At 72.5% G+C, this 17,050-nt stretch carries 19 protein-coding genes; 9 read left to right on the top strand and 10 right to left on the bottom strand.

Annotated features, from left to right (window positions below):
• The first annotated feature begins 1 nt into the window (after position 1).
• The 4 genes from LG278_RS18415 (at position 2) to LG278_RS18430 (ending at position 4,050) form a co-directional block, all read left to right on the top strand.
• Complete coding sequence (locus tag LG278_RS18415; RefSeq protein WP_404388996.1) at positions 2 to 898, top strand: MurR/RpiR family transcriptional regulator; 897 nt, start codon at positions 2 to 4, stop codon at positions 896 to 898.
• A gap of 116 nt (positions 899 to 1,014) precedes the next feature.
• The gene (locus LG278_RS18420; RefSeq protein WP_404388997.1) at positions 1,015 to 2,781 is read left to right on the top strand and encodes an alpha-amylase family glycosyl hydrolase; all 1,767 of its coding nucleotides are present in this window, start codon (positions 1,015 to 1,017) and stop codon (positions 2,779 to 2,781) included.
• Between the two features lie 96 nt (positions 2,782 to 2,877).
• A complete protein-coding gene (locus tag LG278_RS18425; protein WP_404388999.1) occupies positions 2,878 to 3,315 on the top strand; it encodes an OsmC family protein in 438 nt (145 codons plus the stop codon).
• A 150-nt stretch (positions 3,316 to 3,465) separates the two neighbouring features.
• Positions 3,466 to 4,050 carry a DM13 domain-containing protein gene (locus LG278_RS18430; protein WP_404389001.1) on the top strand — a complete coding sequence of 195 codons (585 nt, stop codon included), beginning with the start codon at positions 3,466 to 3,468 and terminating at the stop codon, positions 4,048 to 4,050.
• 173 nt (positions 4,051 to 4,223) lie between these two features.
• Here LG278_RS18430 and LG278_RS18435 read toward each other — a convergent pair whose 3' ends face one another.
• Positions 4,224 to 5,492 (bottom strand): NAD(P)/FAD-dependent oxidoreductase, encoded by a 1,269-nt coding sequence (locus LG278_RS18435; RefSeq protein WP_404389002.1) that lies wholly within the window; start codon positions 5,490 to 5,492, stop codon positions 4,224 to 4,226.
• A 142-nt stretch (positions 5,493 to 5,634) separates the two neighbouring features.
• Here LG278_RS18435 and LG278_RS18440 point away from each other — a divergent pair, with 142 nt between their 5' ends.
• Positions 5,635 to 7,287, top strand: coding sequence for a PucR family transcriptional regulator (locus tag LG278_RS18440; protein ID WP_404389003.1), 1,653 nt, complete (start codon positions 5,635 to 5,637; stop codon positions 7,285 to 7,287).
• A 51-nt stretch (positions 7,288 to 7,338) separates the two neighbouring features.
• On the opposite strand, the gene LG278_RS18445 is transcribed toward LG278_RS18440, so the two are convergent.
• Both LG278_RS18445 and LG278_RS18450 read right to left on the bottom strand, forming a co-directional pair.
• Entirely contained in the window at positions 7,339 to 7,779 is a 441-nt protein-coding gene (locus tag LG278_RS18445) for a VOC family protein (protein WP_404389005.1), read from the bottom strand.
• Positions 7,780 to 7,907: 128 nt separating this feature from the next.
• Positions 7,908 to 8,096, bottom strand: a complete 189-nt coding sequence (locus tag LG278_RS18450; protein ID WP_404389006.1) for a BldC family transcriptional regulator — start codon at positions 8,094 to 8,096, stop codon at positions 7,908 to 7,910.
• Positions 8,097 to 8,489: 393 nt separating this feature from the next.
• On the opposite strand from LG278_RS18450, the gene LG278_RS18455 reads away from it, so the two are divergent.
• Positions 8,490 to 8,684 (top strand): DUF3073 domain-containing protein, encoded by a 195-nt coding sequence (locus LG278_RS18455; protein ID WP_404389008.1) that lies wholly within the window; start codon positions 8,490 to 8,492, stop codon positions 8,682 to 8,684.
• 78 nt (positions 8,685 to 8,762) lie between these two features.
• Here the strand turns inward: LG278_RS18455 and purM are convergent, their stop codons facing one another.
• Positions 8,763 to 9,881, bottom strand: a complete 1,119-nt coding sequence (gene purM, locus LG278_RS18460) for a phosphoribosylformylglycinamidine cyclo-ligase (protein ID WP_404389010.1) — start codon at positions 9,879 to 9,881, stop codon at positions 8,763 to 8,765.
• A 131-nt stretch (positions 9,882 to 10,012) separates the two neighbouring features.
• On the opposite strand from purM, the gene LG278_RS18465 reads away from it, so the two are divergent.
• Positions 10,013 to 10,144, top strand: a complete 132-nt coding sequence (locus LG278_RS18465) for a hypothetical protein (RefSeq protein WP_404389012.1) — start codon at positions 10,013 to 10,015, stop codon at positions 10,142 to 10,144.
• A 207-nt stretch (positions 10,145 to 10,351) separates the two neighbouring features.
• Here the strand turns inward: LG278_RS18465 and purF are convergent, their stop codons facing one another.
• The 6 genes from purF to LG278_RS18495 form a co-directional block, all read right to left on the bottom strand.
• Complete coding sequence (gene purF, locus LG278_RS18470) at positions 10,352 to 11,914, bottom strand: amidophosphoribosyltransferase (protein WP_404389014.1); 1,563 nt, start codon at positions 11,912 to 11,914, stop codon at positions 10,352 to 10,354.
• A 42-nt stretch (positions 11,915 to 11,956) separates the two neighbouring features.
• A complete protein-coding gene (gene thpR / locus LG278_RS18475; RefSeq protein ID WP_404389016.1) occupies positions 11,957 to 12,517 on the bottom strand; it encodes an RNA 2',3'-cyclic phosphodiesterase in 561 nt (186 codons plus the stop codon).
• Positions 12,514 to 13,758 (bottom strand): CaiB/BaiF CoA transferase family protein, encoded by a 1,245-nt coding sequence (locus tag LG278_RS18480; RefSeq protein WP_404389017.1) that lies wholly within the window; start codon positions 13,756 to 13,758, stop codon positions 12,514 to 12,516. The genes thpR and LG278_RS18480 overlap by 4 nt, the downstream gene beginning before the upstream one ends.
• A complete protein-coding gene (locus LG278_RS18485; protein WP_404389019.1) occupies positions 13,755 to 13,997 on the bottom strand; it encodes a hypothetical protein in 243 nt (80 codons plus the stop codon). Before LG278_RS18485 ends, LG278_RS18480 begins: the two co-directional genes overlap by 4 nt.
• The gene (locus tag LG278_RS18490) at positions 13,994 to 14,374 is read right to left on the bottom strand and encodes a sterol carrier family protein (RefSeq protein WP_404389021.1); all 381 of its coding nucleotides are present in this window, start codon (positions 14,372 to 14,374) and stop codon (positions 13,994 to 13,996) included. Before LG278_RS18490 ends, LG278_RS18485 begins: the two co-directional genes overlap by 4 nt.
• A gap of 75 nt (positions 14,375 to 14,449) precedes the next feature.
• Positions 14,450 to 15,331 (bottom strand): LLM class flavin-dependent oxidoreductase, encoded by an 882-nt coding sequence (locus LG278_RS18495; RefSeq protein WP_404389022.1) that lies wholly within the window; start codon positions 15,329 to 15,331, stop codon positions 14,450 to 14,452.
• Between the two features lie 23 nt (positions 15,332 to 15,354).
• On the opposite strand from LG278_RS18495, the gene LG278_RS18500 reads away from it, so the two are divergent.
• Complete coding sequence (locus LG278_RS18500) at positions 15,355 to 16,155, top strand: hypothetical protein (RefSeq protein ID WP_404389024.1); 801 nt, start codon at positions 15,355 to 15,357, stop codon at positions 16,153 to 16,155.
• A gap of 68 nt (positions 16,156 to 16,223) precedes the next feature.
• Positions 16,224 to 16,970 carry a spermidine synthase gene (locus LG278_RS18505; protein ID WP_404393704.1) on the top strand — a complete coding sequence of 249 codons (747 nt, stop codon included), beginning with the start codon at positions 16,224 to 16,226 and terminating at the stop codon, positions 16,968 to 16,970.
• The last annotated feature ends 80 nt before the right edge of the window (positions 16,971 to 17,050 follow it).

Genomic DNA, 17,050 nt, shown 5'->3' on the forward strand with positions numbered 1-17,050 from the left:
CATGTCGATCCCGGATGAGCTGCCGACTCGCCCGCTCGCGGCCGCTGCGCCCCTGCTCATCCGGCTCCGCGCGATCCGCCCGTCGCTGACACCGGCGGAGGAGCGCGTGGCAGAGGTGGTGCTCGCCGACGCCCGGCGCTCGGCGGGCCTGACGATCAGCGCGCTGGCGACGGCGGCGCGCACGTCGGAGACGACGGTCCTGCGCTTCTGCCGGCGTCTCGGGCTCCCGGGCTACCCGCAGCTGCGGCTGGCGCTCGCCGAGGAGTCTGCGCAGCCGCGCACGCTGGGCGGCAGCGGCACCGACATCAACGCCGGCGACGCCATCGACGACATCATCGCCAAGGTCGCCTTCACCGACGCGAGTGCTGTCGAGGAGACGGCCCACCAGCTCGACCGGGTCGCGCTCGCGAGTGCGGCCGCGGCCATCGCGACGGCCGGACGGGTCGACATCTACGGCATGGGCGCGAGCGCCATCGTCGGCACCGACCTGCAGCAGAAGCTGCACCGCATCGGCGTCATCGCCTTCGCGTGGAACGACCCCCACATCGCCCTGACGAGCGCGGCCCTGCTGCGACCCGGCGACGTCGCCGTCGGCATCTCCCACTCCGGCACCACGACGGAGACCATCGAGTCGCTCGCCGCGGCGCGGGCCACGGGAGCGACGACGGTCGCCCTGACGAACTTCCCGCTGTCCCGACTGGCCGCCGACGCCGACCTGCTCCTGACCACCTCGGCCCGCGAGACCAACCTCCGGTCCGGCGCGACCGCCAGCCGAATCGCCGCCCTGACGGTCGTCGACTGCCTCTATCTCGCCGTCGCCCAGCGCGACCTGGGGCGTGCCCGCAAGGCGGTGGCCGAGACCCGCAGGGCCGTCGGCAGCCACCACGTGATCGACTAGGGGCAGCTCGCGCGGGTGACCGGCGCCGAGATTGACCAACCGTCAGCGTCTGACACCCCCAAGATCTAGGGTCGGAGCGGGAGCCTGTCCGGCTGCCCGCCCGACGAGGAGAGCCGATGAACGACACGCCCCACCGCCCCGGCCTCGGCTCGATGCCCCACGAGGGCGGCACCGCCTTCCGAGTCTGGGCGCCGCACGCCGACGCCGTCGCCGTGACCGGCAGCTTCACCGAGTGGTCCGGCGACGGTCACGCGATGGAGGCCGAGGACAACGGCCACTGGTACGTCGACGTCGACGGCGTCGAGCCGGGTGCTGAGTACCAGTTCGTCATCCACAACGGTGACCAGCGGCTCATGCGGATCGACCCGCGGGCCCGGGCGGTCACCAACTCCTCCGGCAACGGCCTCGTCTACGACCGTGACGCCTTCGACTGGCAGGGCGACTCCTTCGCCTGCCCGCCGCACGACCAGCTCGTCATCTACGAGACCCACATCGGCTCCTTCATGGCGCACCACGGCGAGGCCGGAGACCTCGAGGGGCTGGCCGGCAAGCTCGACTACCTCGTCGCGCTCGGCATCAACGCCATCGAGCTCATGCCCGTCACCGAGTTCGCCGGCGACTATTCCTGGGGCTACAACCCCTCCAACCCCTTCGCCGTGGAGAACACCTACGGCGGCCCCGACCTGCTCAAGGCCTTCGTGCGCGAGGCCCACCGGCACGGCATCGCCGTGATCGTCGACGTCGTGCTCAACCACTTCGGCCCGAGCGACCTCGCCCTGTGGCAGTTCGACGGCTGGAGCGAGAACGACAAGGGCGGCATCTACTTCTACAACGACGAGCGCTCCTCGACGCCCTGGGGCGACACCCGTCCCGACTACGGCCGCGAGCAGGTGCGGGCCTACCTGCACGACAACGCGCTGATGTGGTTCGACGAGTACCACATGGACGGTCTCCGCTTCGACGCGACGCTCTACATCCGCACCATCGACGGGCTCGGCACCGGCGACATCCCCGAGGGCTGGGACGTCATGCGCGCCATCACCGCGAGCGTGCGCGAGACCCGGCCCGACAAGATCCTCATCGCCGAGGACCTGCAGAACGACGCGGCCCTGACGACCTTCGGCGAGGGCGGCGCCGGCTTCCACTCGCAGTGGGACGCCGGCTTCGTGCACCCCGTGCGTCAGGCCCTGACCGCCGTCGACGACAGCGAGCGGTCGATGACCGAGCTCGCCGAGGCCATCGGCGCCGACGACAACCCGTTCGCCCGCATCATCTACACCGAGAGCCACGACGAGGTCGCCAACGGCAAGCTGCGGCTCACGCAGGAGATCGACGGCGGCGACCCGGGCGGCTGGGCCGCACAGAAGCGGGCGACCCTCGGGCTCTGCATCGCCCTCACCGGGCACGGCATCCCGATGATCTTCCAGGGGCAGGAGTTCCTCGAGGACGAGTGGTTCCGCGACGACGTGCCGCTCGACTGGGAGCGCGCCGAGCAGTTCCGCGACATCGTGCGACTCGCCCGTGACCTCATCTGCCTGCGACGCAACGCCGAGGGCACGTCGGCCGGCCTCACCGGCAACACCTTCGCCCTGCTCCAGGTCGACGACGAGGCCAAGACGCTCGCCTGGGCCCGTGCCCGCGGCGACGAGGCAGCCGTCGTCGTCGTCAACCTCAGTGCCGAGCCGCGCGACGTCACGACGCCGCTGCCCAGCGCCGGCCACTGGGCGGTGCGCTTCAACTCCGACGCCTCCACCTACAGCGCCCTCTTCGCCGGCCACGAGACCCACGACCTCGACGCCGTCGACGACCCCGACGACGACCAGCCGCCGCACGGCACCGTCTCGGTGGGCGCCTACTCGCTCGTCGTGCTCACCCGCGCCTGAGGCGATGTGATGTATGCCGCCCGGCCTCCTCGGGGCCGGGCGGCCTCGCGCGTCTAGCGTGGGGAGGGGAGCATCCTTCGCAGACAGGAGCGTCCAATGAGAGCCACGAGTGCAGTGAGTGCAACGACCGACAAGACGTCGCCGACGGTGAGCGTGAGCCACCTCGGTGGTGACCGGTTCGAGATCGCCGTGCGCGGTCACCGCATCACGGTCGACCAGCCCGAGGCGATGGGGGGTGACGACACGGCCCCGACGCCGACGGAGCTCTTCGTCGCCAGCCTCGCGTCGTGTTCCGCCTTCTATGCCCGTCGCTACCTCTCGCGGCACGACCTGCCGGTGGAGGGCCTGCGCGTCGAGACGACCTATGCCATGGGCACGACGCCCTCACGGGTCTCGAGCTTCGACGTCAAGGTGCACCTCCCGGAGGGTGTGCCGCAGAGCCGCCACAAGCCGCTGCTCGCCATGATCGACCGCTGCACGGTGCACGGCACCCTGACGCACGAGCCCGAGGTGACGATCTCGCTGGTGCCCTGAGCCCCGGACGCACGACGTTGGCAGACCGTAAGGACCTCGTCATGGTCACGGCCCGCTGGCACGCGGTGGAGTGGAGCATCGACCCCGACGCGCCGGTCGGGGCCCCCGCGCCAGCGACGTCCGAGACGTGGCTGCCACCACGGAGCGACCATGACCCAGCACCAGACACCCGCCTCGCCCGACTTCTCAGCGCCCCACCCGCCGCCGGACGACGACTCACCACCACACGACCCGTCGCCGGTCGACCCGACCCGGAGGCGCCGCCCGCGGCGCTCGCTGCTCGTCGCCATCGCCGTCGTCGGCACGGCCCTGCTCGTCGCGGCCCTGGTCCTCTTCGAGCCATGGCGGCTGATCACCCGCAGCACGGTCGACGAGGCCGCGCCCGCCGCCAGCCAGGTGCTCGGTGAGGGTCGCTTCGTCGACGCGGAGCACGCCACGTCGGGCACCGCCCGCATCGTGGAGCTGGCCGACGGCTCCCGCTCCCTGCGGCTCGAGGGCTTCTCGACGAGCGACGGCCCCGACGTCGACGTCTGGCTCACCGACCAGCCCGCGGGTGGCGACTGGCACAGCTATGACGACGGGGTCCACGTCTCCCTCGGTGACCTCAAGGGCACCGACGGCAACCAGAACTACGCCATCCCCGCGGGGGTCGACCTCTCCCGCCTGACCTCGGTCGTCATCTGGTGCGACCGTTTCGACGTCGCGTTCGGGACGGCCCCCATCCGGATCGCGTGATGCTCCGAACCACTCGCAGGTGACTGCTGCCCCGCTGAGGGGTCGGGCAGCGGCCGCCCGGGACACGGCATACGCCGTCGACCCCGTCGTGCGTCGGACCCGAGCCTCGGGCGCACGACAGTGCCCACCCGACCGCGACGGTCGGGTGGGCACTTCTTCGTCTGGACGGGCGCTCAGCGCAGCGGGTCGAAGGGCGCCAGCTGCTCCGGGGCGACGCCGGTGACGATCTGCTCGGCGAGCAGGCGACCGGTGACGGGGCCGAGCGTGATGCCCCACATGCCGTGGCCGCCGGCGACGAAGACCTTGGAGCTCTTCGTGGCGCCGATGAGCGGCAGGCCGTCGGCGGTGCAGGGGCGCGAGCCGACCCACTCGTCCTGGCGGTGGTCGAGGTCGGCGCCCTTGAGGAGCGGGCGGGCGGCCTCGACGATGGCCTGGATGCGGCGGTGGTCGAGCGCGGCCTCGGGCTTGCGGAACTCCATCATGCCGGCGACGCGCAGCCGGTCGCCCACGGGCGTGCACGCCACCCGTGCGGCGGGGAAGTAGACCGGCCCGTTGGGCAGGTCGTCGACGGCGACGCTGAAGGAGTAGCCGCGGCCGGCCTGGACGACGCGCTTGACGCCGAACTCTCGGGCCATCTGGCCCAGCCACGCGCCGGTCGCCACGACGACGGCGTCGTAGTGCTCGCTGACGCCGAAGTCGCTCGTGAGCAGCACTCCGGTGGGGGTGTCGCTGATGCGCTGGATCGCGCTGCCGGTGAGGATCTTGCCGCCGCGGTCGATGACCGAGTCGGCGAGCGCGGAGACGTAGGCGCCGGGGTTGATGAAGCGCTGGCCGTGCAGCACGATCGCGGCGCCGATGTTGTCAGAGAGGGCCGGCTCGATCGAGCGGGCCTCGTCGCCAGTCAGCACGTCGAAGGTGATGTCGCCGCCCGAGGCGTGGATGTGCTCGATCTCCTCGAGCAGCGTCTGGCGCTCGTCGGCGGTGCGGTAGGCCGCGGTGAAGGACTTCGCCTCGTAGGTCTCGGCGTCGACGCCACCGCCACGCAGCAGGTCGAAGCTCTGCAGCGACAGGTCGTTGACGGGCACGAGCGAGCCCATCGCCTTCTTCCACGCCTTCATCGTGCTGTTGCGCGTGAAGCCCGTGACGAACTTGAGGAAGTCGGGGTTGGCGCTCGGCGGCACGTAGACGGGCGAGCTCGGGCTGAGCACGGCGCGCAGGCCGTACTTCAGCACCGCGGGCTCGGGCAGCGGCGTCGCGATGCCGGGCGTCAGCCAGCCGGCGTTGCCCCAGGACGCGCCGGCGGCCACGCCGTCGCGGTCGATGACGGTCACCTCGACGCCGCGCTCCTGCAGGAACCAAGCGGTGGCGAGGCCGACCATGCCGGCGCCGACGACGGCGACGCGCTGGGGGGCCGGCGAGCCGGCGGGGGTGGCAGCGTGCATGGGTCGACTCCTGGGTCAGGTCGGGGTGCTGGATCCTGCTTCGTCCATGGTCTCGGCAGTGGCCTGCTCGCTCGTAGTGCCTGCTTGCCAATGTTGGGACCGATCGTTGTGCTGCTGGCACCATCTCGTGCACGATTGACGTATGCCGCCGCCGACCTCGCGCTCCGCCCCGAGGTCCCCGTCGCGCCCGACACGCTCCACGGCTGAGGCGACGCGCACGTCGTCGACCACGCCGGTGGGCCTGCCGATCAACCAGCTCGTGGGGGCTCTCGGCGGTGGCCTGCTCACCGTCGTCGTCGATGCCGGCCCGGCCACGGTCGACGACGTGACGCTCGCTGAGCCGGGCTCGGGGGTCTATGGACAGTCCGGCGACCTGCTCCTCGGGGTCGGCGTCGACCGCCCGGCCGAGGCGGCCGCCCTGCTCGAGGGGGCCGCGGCGGTGGGCAGCCGGGCCGTCGTGCTGCGCCGCGTGGCCGCCCGCAACCCGCAGGTCCGTGCCGCTGCGTCGCGCTTCGGAGTGGGTCTCGTCGAGCTGGCCGACCATGCGTCGTGGGCCCACGTCGTGTGGCTGCTGCGCGGCGTGCTCGACCGCGCGGCGAGCGGCCCGTCCCTGCGCGCTGAAGGACCCGTGCTCGACGAGCTCTTCGCGCTCGCAGATGCCTGCGCCGCCCTCGTCGGGGCCCCCATCACCATCGAGGACACCCAGTCGCGGGTGCTCGCCTACTCCTCCACCCAGGACGTCGCCGACCCCGCCCGGGTCTCCACCATCGTCGGCCGGCGGGTGCCCGACGAGGTCATCGCCCTGTTGCGCGGCCGCGGGGTCTTCCGCCGGCTCGCCCGCTCCGACCAGCCCTTCTTCGTCGCCGCCGGACGGGGCCTTCGCGCCCGCCTCGTCGTGCCGGTGCGGGCCGGCAACGAGTGGCTCGGCTCGATCTGGGCCGTCGTCGACGAGGAGCCCGCCGACGACGTGCTGCGCTCGCTGAGCCAGACCGGATCGGTCGTGGCCCTGCACCTGCTGCGCCTGCGATCACAGGCCGACCTCGCCCGACGGGTCATGAGCGACCGGCTGCGGGCGGTGCTGAGCGGCGACGTCGTCGAGGCCGAGGGCTGGCTGCCCCCACCCCCGTGGCGCGTCGTCGTGCTCGCCGGGGCCCATGACGGTCTGGGGTCGCATGAGCCCGCCGACCCGGAGCGCGAACTCGACGTGTGGGAGTCGGCGGCCCGGCGCCGGTCGTGGCGCCAGCCCCTGCTGTCGATCTTCGACGGGGTGGGCCTCACCCTCGTGCGAGACGTGCCCGGAGACGGCTCTCCCGGCACGTTGGAGTGGCTGCTCGCCGTCGTCGAGGAGGTCGCGGCCACGACGCCCACCGCGACCGCGAGCGCTGGAGGCTCGGTCAGCCGTCCCACCGAGCTCGACCGGTCGCGCCGCGAGGCGACCGAGGTGCAGCGCCTGCGGGACGCCGGGCGGATCACCGGCACGGCGACCACGGTCGAAGACGCCTGGGCTGCGGTCACCAACGCCCGTGCCCTCGGCGGCATCTGGACCGAGGAGCTGCTCGGCCCGGTCTCCGCGCTGCGCGCCCACGACGAGGCACACCAGACCGCCTACCTCGAGACCGTCGCGGCCTGGCTGGACCACCCGGGAGACCCCCGCGAGGCCGCCCGGCGGCTGCACGTGCACCCCAACACCCTGCGCTACCGGATGACGCGCCTCAGCGATGTCGTCGACCTCGACCTGCACGACTCCGAGACCCGCCTCGCGCTGCGCCTCCAGCTGCGGGCCCTGGGCCACTGACGCCCCTGAGCACCCGTGGCGCGAGCGGATCTGAGCCTCGCGAGCGGGTCGTCAGGCCGCGCCGAGGTGCACCGTGCCGTCGGGGTCGACCCCGAAGCCCGGATTGAAGACGAAGTCCCACCGGAAGCCGTCGAGGTCCGCCACGCAAGCGCTGACCCCACCCCACTCACGCTCCTGCGGGGCAGAGACGGAGGTGGCGCCGGCGGCCAGCGCGGCGGCATACAGGTGCTCGACCTCGCCGGGCGAGCGCACGTTGTGGCCGAGCGACAGCGGCGGCGCCTCGGGCCCGTGCGCGACGGCGCCGTATTCGCCGGGCATCTGCGTGACGTCCCAGAGGGCGAGCAGCTGCCCCGGTGCGCACTGCACGAAGGCGATCTCGTGAGACTCGTGGAGCACGAGGCGGAAGCCGAGCCCGTCGACATAGAAGTCGCGCGCGGCCTCGACGTCGCGCACCCCGAGCGTGATGGCGGTGATGATCGGTCCGGTGGTCATGTGCTGACCGTAGGGCGATCTGCCGACAGCGTGGGGCCGGCCGCCATCCCACCGAGCGCTACGGGGGAGGGGCACCAGCGGCGCCCCTCCCCCGTTGCGGTGTTTCCGAGCCGCCGTGGCGGCTGCGGTCAGTTGCCGCCGAGCAGTCCGCGGACCTCGGACTCGCGGTAGCGGCGATGGCCGCCGAGCGTCCGGATGGACGTCAGCTTCCCCGCCTTCGCCCACCGGGTGACCGTCTTCGGGTCCACCCGGAAGAGCGCTGCGACCTCGGCTGGTGTCAGCAGCTTCTCGGTCTCGTGTCGATCCTGCGTTGTCATTGTCATTTCCCCACCACCCTGTCGCTCGTGCAGCGACACGCATCCAGCCCCAGGGAGAGGCTTAGGTAAAGACAGAGTAAAGTCCCACGCCTGCTGTTACCGGCCAAACGCCGAAAAGAGACGATTTGTTACGGGTGTTGCAGGCAGCTCGAGGGACTGGCGCCGGGGGGCCGGTCGAGCGTTGACTGACGGGCTCCCGACCCGACCGGCCTGGGCGAGCAAGGGCCCACGCGTGGGCCGGGGAGGTCGTGGCACGCAGGACCGGCTCCGCTCATGTAGCGTTAGCCCCACGAGAACACACACATTCCCGGGGCCGCTACGCGGACATCGAAGAACCACCCGGTTCTCCGACGAGCGATGCCGTCCCGGCACGACGCACGAGGGGGTCACGCCATGGGGCGCGGCCGAGCCAAAGCCAAGCAGACCAAGGTCGCACGGCAGCTCAAGTACTACACACCTGAAACGGACTTGAGCGCGCTGGAGCGAGAGCTGCACCGCGACACGTCCAGTCCGGTTCGTGAGCCAGCACGTGTCACCGAGCCTGACGAGTACGACGAATACGGGAAGTGGGCGTCGGGCGAGCGCTGAGCTCGCCCCCTCCCCCTTCTCCGCTCAACCTCGTGAGTCGAGTGCTGACACTCGTCCCGCGATCGGCTGTGCCGGTCCTCAGGTCGTCGGGTGCTGCCCGACGACCTGAACCGAGCCGCCGTCGACGCCCTTGGCGCCCCTGACGACCTCGGCCTTGGCTGTGATGTCGGCACGCTCGAGCGTCGTGACCTCCCCGAGCCGCCACGCCGGTATGCCGCCTGCCTGGCTCAGCTCGATGGCGCGGTCTGCGTGGGCCTCGGGCAGCACCGCGACGAAGCCGATGCCCTGGTTGAGGGTGCGCTCGATGTCAGCCTGCGGCACACGTCCCAGGTCCTGGATCGTGCGGAAGATCGCCGGCGGGGTCCACGTCGAGCGGTCGAGCCGTGCGTAGGTGCCGGCGGGCAGCACGCGGGCCAGGTTGGCCGCGAGCCCACCACCGGTGACGTGGCTGAGGGCATGCACCTCGACGCCCTCGGCCGCGATGAGGTCGAGCAGGGGCCGGGTGTAGATGCGGGTCGGCTCGAGCAGCTCCTCCCCGAGAGTGCGCCCGAAGTCGTCGACGTGCCGGTCGAGGGCCCAGCCGGCGCTCTGGATGACCCGGCGCACGAGGCTGTAGCCGTTGCTGTGCAGACCGCTGCTCGCGAGCGCCACCACGACGTCACCGTCGGCGACGAGCTGCGGACCCAGCACGGCGGCGTACTCCACGACGCCGGTGGCGGCGCCGGCGACGTCGTACTCGTCGGGCTCGAGCAGGCCGGGGTGCTCGGCGGTCTCGCCGCCGACGAGGGCCACGCCGGCCTCCTCGCAGGCACGGGCGATGCCGCCGACGATGGCGGCGATGCGCTCGGGCACCACCTTGCCGGTGGCGATGTAGTCGGTCATGAAGAGCGGCTCGGCCCCGCACACGACGATGTCGTCGACGACCATGCCGACGAGGTCGAAGCCGATCGTGTCGTGCTTGTCGAGGGCCTGGGCGATGGCGACCTTCGTGCCCACCCCGTCGGTGCTCGTGGCGAGGATCGGCCGGGTCATCCGGGCGATCGCGCTCGCGTCGAACATGCCGGCGAAGCCGCCGAGCCCGCCGAGCACCTCGGGCCGGGTCGCGCGCCGCACCGACTCCTTCATCAGCTCGACGGCCTTGTCACCCGCCTCGACGTCCACTCCGGCAGAGGCGTAGGTGATGGGGGCATCGCTCACCCCGCCACCCTACCGGCGCAGCGCCCTCCCCCGGTTCGGCGATCACAGCCGGGGCTTCTGCTCGGCGTCCTGTCATGGCACGCTCCCGCTGAGAAGACCGAGCTGTCGCAAACGGCGCAGGAGGACGCAGCGTGCGTGAATGGTTGACGAGCCGATGGCGGATGATGCGCGTGCTCGTGCTCAGCGCCAACGACGGGATCATCGCGACGGCAAGCCTGCTACAGGGCTTCGCCGGCGTCGCGATCCTCCCAGAGACCGACTGACCCTCCCCACCTCAATCGAGAGAGCACTTCGTCCGCCGTTCGGGTGCCCACGACCCGGACGAATCGCTCTCTCGATTGCGGTCAGGGGTGCGGCAGGGCGTTGGGCCACCCGGGCCGACCCCCCCACCGATCGAAAGAGCGATTCGTCCGCCTCCGAGGGCGCGCGGATCGCTCTTTAGATTGCAGGTTGGGGGGGTGGGGAGGGCGTCAGGGGTGCTGGAGGGCGTTGCCTCCGCCGAGGCCGACGCCGAGCGTGACGCCGTCGACGTCGACCGAGCGGTCGTGGCCGGTGCGCACCGTCAGCGGCAGCGTCTCGAGCACGTGCTTGCCGATGTGGCCGTCCTCGGGCAGCTCGATCGGGTAGCGGCCGGTGAAGCAGGCGGAGCAGAGCTGGTCGGGCGCCTGGTTGGTCGCGCCGATCATGCCCTCCTCCGAGATGTAGCCGAGGGAGTCGGCGCCGATCGAGGCCCGGATCTCCTCGACCTTGAGGCCGGTCGCGATGAGCTCGGCCCGCGTCGCGAAGTCGATGCCGTAGAAGCACGGCCACTGCACGGGCGGCGAGCTGATGCGCACGTGCACCTCGGCCGCGCCGGACTCGCGGAGCATGCGGATCTGGGCACGCTGGGTGTTGCCGCGCACGATCGAGTCGTCGACGACGACGAGACGCTTGCCGCGGATCGTGTGCTCCAGCGGGTTGAGCTTGAGCCGGATGCCGAGCTGGCGCAGCGTCTGCGACGGCTGGATGAAGGTGCGGCCGACGTAGGCGTTCTTGACGAAGCCCTGGCCGAACGGGATGCCCGACTCCTGTGAATATCCCACCGCCGCAGGCACGCCCGACTCGGGCACACCGATGACGAGGTCGGCGTCGACGGCGTGCTCGCGGGCGAGGACGCGGCCCATCTCGACGCGCGCCTCGTGCACGACCCGACCGCGGATGACGGCATCGGGGCGTGCGAGGTAGACGTATTCGAAGACGCATCCCTTGGGCTGCGGCTCGGCGAACTTGTGCGAGCGCAGGCCGTTCTCGTCGATGGCGATGAGCTCACCGGGCTCGATCTCCCGGATGACCGAGGCACCGATCGTCTGCAGCGCCGCGGTCTCGGAGGCGACGACCCAGCCGCGCTCGAGGCGGCCGAGCGCGAGGGGACGCACGCCCCAGGGGTCGCGGGCGGCATACAGGGTCTCCTCGTTCATGAAGACGAAGGAGAAGGCGCCCTTGAGCTTGGGCAGCAGCTCGAGGGCGGCCTGCTCGGGCGTGAGGTCCTCGTCGCCCGCGAGCAGTGTCGTCACGAGCGCCGTGTCGGAGGTGTTGCCGCGGGCGAGCTCGCCCGTGACGCGGCCACTGCCGAAGTGCTCGTCGACGAGGGCCTTGAGCTCGACGGTGTTGATGAGGTTGCCGTTGTGCGCGAGCGCGATCGTGCTGTGGCCGGTGCCCCCGAGCGTCGGCTGGGCGTTCTCCCACGTCGAGCCGCCGGTCGTCGAGTAGCGGGTGTGGCCGATCGCGAGGTGCCCGCGCAGCGAGCTCAGCGCGGTCTCGTCGAAGACCTGCGAGACGAGGCCCATGTCCTTGTAGACGAGGATCTTCTCCCCGTCACCGGTCGCGATGCCCGCCGACTCCTGCCCGCGGTGCTGCAGGGCGTAGAGCCCGAAGTACGTCAGCTTCGCGACGTCCTCACCCGGTGCCCAGACACCGAACACCCCGCAGGCATCCTGCGGGCCCTTCTCGCCGGGGAGGAGATCATGACCAAGTCGTCCATCGCCGCGTGCCACTACCGCAGTCTCCCACACGGACCTGCCGCGGCAATCCCCGTGTCAGCGACCGAGCGGCAGCTCGGCCACGACCTCGTAGCGCGGGCGCCGCCCCCGCCCCTCCCCGAGGTGCGACTCGACGAGCGTCACGTGGTCGGCCACCCAGGCCGGGCCCTCGAACGCGTCGAGCGCCCGGATCCACCGGGTCGCCTCCGTCGGCCGCGCGAAGCGCCCCAGCGTGAGGTGTGGCTGGAAGCGGGTGCCGTCGGGTGACGCGCCCACCGAGCTCGCCGAGGAGCGTATGCCGTGAGCGACCGTCGTGAGGTCACCGCGCACCTGCTCCACTCCCGCCCAGAGGACGCGGGCGGCATACGGGTTGGGGAAGGCGCCGGCGCCCGCCAGCCGCAGGACGAGCGGGCTGCGCTTGGCCGCCGAGCGGGTGAGCGCCTCGGTGAGGTCGTCGAGCCGGCGCTCGGCCACGTCGCCGAGGAAGGCGAGCGTCACGTGCCACTGGTGCCGGTCGGTCCACCGCACGTCTGCCCCGGCGTCCCGGCGGGGCTCGAGGTGCTCCTCGAGGTCGTCGAGGACCTCGTCGGGCGGCACGACCGCGACGAAGAGCCTCATCGCTCGGCGGCCTCGGCGGCCTCACCGGGCTCGGCGACCTCGCTGGGCTCGGCGACCTCGCTGGGCTCGCCGACCTCGTCGGCGTCGAAGGACGCCTCGACCGCGGCCCCGGAGGCGAGCAGCGCGTCCACGCCCGTGACGCCCCAGGCCTCGAGGGCGCTGCGGGTGTCGACGCCGACCGCGCGGGGTGGCGGGGTGCTGAGTGCGCCGGGCGTGCGCGAGAAGCGGGGCGCCGGGGCCGGCTGGACGACGCCGTGGTGCTCGACGTAGGTGCCGCGGGCGGCGAGGTGCGGATGGTGTGGGGCCTCGGCATAGCTGAGCACCGGCTCCACGCAGGCGTCGGTGCCCTCGAGGAGAGCGGTCCACTCGTCGCGGGTGCGCGTCGCGAAGGTGCCGGCCAGCAGTGCGCGCAGCGCCGGCCACTGGCGTGGGTCGAGGCGGTCGGGCGCCGTGTCGGCGATCCCGAGCAGGCGCAGCAGCTCCGCGTAGAAGGCGTCCTCGAGCGGCCCGACCGCGAGCCAACCGCCGTCGCTCGTCTCGTAGACGTCGTAGAAGGGCGCCCCGGTGTCGAGGAGGTTGGTGCCCCGCTGGTCGGACCAGAGGCCGGCCGAGGCGAGCCCGACGACGAGCGCGGAGACGTGGGCCGTGCCGTCGACGATGGCGGCATCGACGACCTGCCCCCGCCCGCTCGTGCGGGCCTCCAGCAGGGCGGCGAGCACGCCGACCGCGAGGTAGAGCGCACCCCCACCGAAGTCGCCGACGAGGTTGACCGGCACCTGGGGCGGGCCGCCGGCCCGGCCGATCGCGCCGAGCGCGCCGGTGATGGCGACGTAGCCGATGTCGTGCCCGGCGGCGTGGGCGAGCGGCCCGTCCTGGCCCCAGCCGGTCATCCGGCCGTAGACGAGGCGCGGGTTGAGCGCGAGACAGTCGTGCGGGCCGAGGCCCAGACGCTCGGCGACCCCGGGCCGGTAGCCCTCGACGAGCACGTCGGCCTGCGCGACGAGGTGGCGGGCAGTCGCGAGCCCGTCAGGGTGCTTGAGGTCGAGCACGACGGAGGGCCGCCCGCGGCGGAGCACGTCGGCCTCCGGCGGCATCGGCACCGGCAGGGGTGGCCGGCCGGGGCGGTCGAGCCGGATGACGTCGGCGCCGAGGTCGGCGAGGAGCATGCAGGCGAAGGGCGCCGGACCGAGGCCGGCAAGCTCGACGACGCGCACGCCCGCCAGCGGGCCGCTGCCCGTCACGACCGGTCGCGACCCGATCGGTCGAGCACGATGCCGAGGATGCCGGCCAGACCGGCACCGAGCATGGCGCCGAGGGCGCCGAGGAAGAGGGCGGCGGTCGTCGCGGAGTAGCCCCGCACGTCGTCTCCCATGAAGGAGATGACCGCCCCGATGACGAAGCCGAGGAACGCGCCGGTGATGAGGAAGCGCTTGAAGTTCGGGGTGCGTGGCGCTGAGCGCCCATCAGGGGAGGTGGTCACTCCCCAAGGTTAAGCGAGCCGAGCGGGAGAAGTCCGTCGAGGTGGGCCCGCTGGCCGCTCGCGCGCACCTGCGCGCCCGCGAGCGCCTCCTCCCAGGTGAGGTCGCCGACGGCCAACTGCAGCCAGGTCGCCCCGTCGGTCTCGATGACGTTGGGCGGGGTGCCGCGCGTGTGCACCGGCCCCTCGATGCACTGCACGGCTCCGTGCGGCGGCACCCGCACCTCCACCGTGCGGCCGGGCGCGGTCGTGGCGAGCTCGTCGAGGGTGTAGCGGACCGCGGTGGCGGTGGTGCGGCGGTCGGCGCTCCAGCCGGCCGCGCGGCACACCTCGAGGGCGGCGCGGCCCTCAGCGACGGGGGTGCGGCGGCGGGGAGGCATGCCCAGCAGGTTAGCCGCGCTGCCTGACTGCGCCGAGCCGGTATGCCGTGCGGCGGGCACCGCCCGCCCCTGACCTCAGCGCAGGGCGGGGATCACCTCGCTCGCGACCTGATCGAGCACGTCGCGGGTGCCGAGGAACGGCTCGTCGTCGCGGGGCCAGTGCGTGATGACGTCGGTGAAGCCGAGCGCCGCGGCGCGGCCCACGGCGTCCTCGAAGGCGGCGGCACTGGTGAGCGAGAAGGTCGGGGCCGAGTCGAGGTTGAGGTAGCGGTCGAGGCTCTCGGGGGCGCGCCCGGCGGCCTCGAGCGCGGTGTCGACGCGGCTCGACAGGTCGGCGATGAGGGCCCACCACGCGTCGTCGGTGTCGGCGGTGCCGCCGTAGGTCATCCAGCCGTCTCCGCGCTCGACGGCGAGCCGGATCGACCGGGGGCCGTTGGCCGCGATGACGAGGGGCACCCGGTTGCCGTCGGCCGCGCCGCGCACTGGACCGGGGAGGGTGCGCACGTCGCGTGCGGTGTAGAAGTCGCCCTCGGCACTGACGTGGTCGTCGCGCAGGAGCCGGTCGAGCAGCTCGGTGAACTCATGGAAGCGGTCGACGCGGGCCCTGAGCGGCAGATCCTCCCCCATGATGCGCGCGTCGAGGTCGCCGCCGCTGCCGATGCCGAGCAGGAAGCGGCCCCGCGAGATGTCGTCGAGGGCGAGGACCTCGCGCATGAGCTGCACGGGGTGGTGGTTGTTGGGCGAGGTGACGAAGGTGCCGAGCCCGATGCGGTCGGTGACGGCTGCGGCAGCCGCGAGCGTGGGCAGCGCGGCGAACCACGGGGAGTCCGGCAACCCGCCCCACGTCACGTGGTCGAAGGTCCACGCATGGTCGAAGCCCAGCGCCTCGGCCTCGCGCCACCGCGGCTCGGCCACCGACCAGGTGTGCTCGGGCAGGATCGTCAGGCCGAATCGCATGCGACCGACCGTAGCCTGTCGGGGTGACAGCGATCTGGGACGCCGAGGCCGTGCTGGCCGCCTCCAACGAGTGGGCGTGGGTGCCCGACGACGCCCGCCACGTGCAGTGCGAGGAGTATCTCGTCGTCGCCTATCCCGACTACTTCCTCACCCCGACGTCGGCGCGCGTCTTCGGCTCCGACCGTGACGCGGCAGAGCTGGTCGACGAGATCTGCGCCGTCGCCACCGGGTGGGGTCGCGATCGGCTGTGGTGGCGCCTGTCGGAGTTCACCCGACCGGCCGGTCTGGAGCGGGAGCTGCTGGCGCGTAGGGCCGGCCTCGTCGACCGGATGGACGTGCTCGCCCTCCCGCTCGCCGACGGAGTGCCCGACCTCGGAGTGCCCGACGACGTCGAGGTGCGCCGGGTGACCGACGAGCAGACCGTGCGCGACGCGATCGTCATCGGCAACGACGCCTTCGGCGGCGAGGACCCGACCGCCGAGCAGGTGGCGTCGGCGCTGGCCGAGGTCGAGCGAGGGCTCGGGGACGGTTCGAGCGGCCGCTGGGTCGCCTACGTCGAGGGCCGTCCCGCCGGCACGGGCGGCTACACGCTCGCCGGTGAGGTGTGTCGGCTCTGGGGCGGCAGCACCCACGGGACGCTCCGCGGTCGCGGTGCCTACCGTGCCGTGTTGGACGCAAGGCTGCGGGCGGCCCGGACGGCGGGGGCCTCGCTCGCGCTGACCCACGGCGTCGTCGACACGTCGTCGCCCATCCTGCGCCGCATCGGCTTCACCCGCTACGGCGAGGAGCGCACCCTCGTGCTCGGCCTCCCGGCGTCACCGTGAGCGAGGCCCGCGTGGGCGACGACCACGTGACGCTCGAGTGGGACGAGCGCGGCGGCGTCACGGTGCACATGGACGGGTCGCCGCAGTCGCACGTGCAGCCCGACGACCCGACGCTGCTCGTCTTCGAATACGTCCAGCACCTCGCCCTGGTCATCACTGCGCTGCCACCGGGCCCGTTGGGGGTCACCCACGTCGGCGGTGCCGGCCTCACCCTCCCCCGCTGGGTCGAGGCGACGCGTCCCGGCTCCCCGCAGATCGTGCTCGAGCCCGACGAGTCGTTGACGGCCTTGGTGCGCAAGGAGATCCCGCTCCCCCGGCGACACCGGATCCGGGTCCGCCCCGTCGACGGGCTCACCGGGGTGCGAGCGCTCGGCGACGACTCCGCCGACGTATTCGTGACCGATGCGTATGCGGAGGGGCGCGTGCCAGCCGAACTGGTCTCTGCGGCATACGTGCTCGAGATCGCGCGTGTGCTCAAGCCGGGCGGGACCGCCTTGTGGAATCTCGCCGACGAGCCGGGGATGCGTTATGTCGCAAGGGTGCTCGCGACGGTGCGCCAGTCACTGCCCCACGTGGCCCTCATCGCCACGCACGAGGTGCTCAAGGGCAAGCGCTTCGGCAACTCCGTGGTCGTGGCCAGCGCCGCCCCCTTGCCGATGGAGGTGCTGCGACGCGAGGTCGCCCGCGCCAACCTCCCGACCGGGCTCCGCGAGGGCGCGGCCCTGGAGCGGCTGATCGCTGGGGCAAAACCATTGGACGACAAGGGAATGCAGAGCCCGCCGCCGCCACCGGCTGGCGCGTGGCGGGCCCGCTGACCGGCACCACGCTCCCGCATCCCCTCGCCGCCATCCCGACGTCTGCCCGTCACCTCGGCGCCTCGTGGATTCCACCTGCG

Source organism: Humibacillus xanthopallidus, assembly GCF_044793955.1.
In the GTDB taxonomy this organism is placed as follows: domain Bacteria; phylum Actinomycetota; class Actinomycetes; order Actinomycetales; family Dermatophilaceae; genus Humibacillus; species Humibacillus xanthopallidus_C.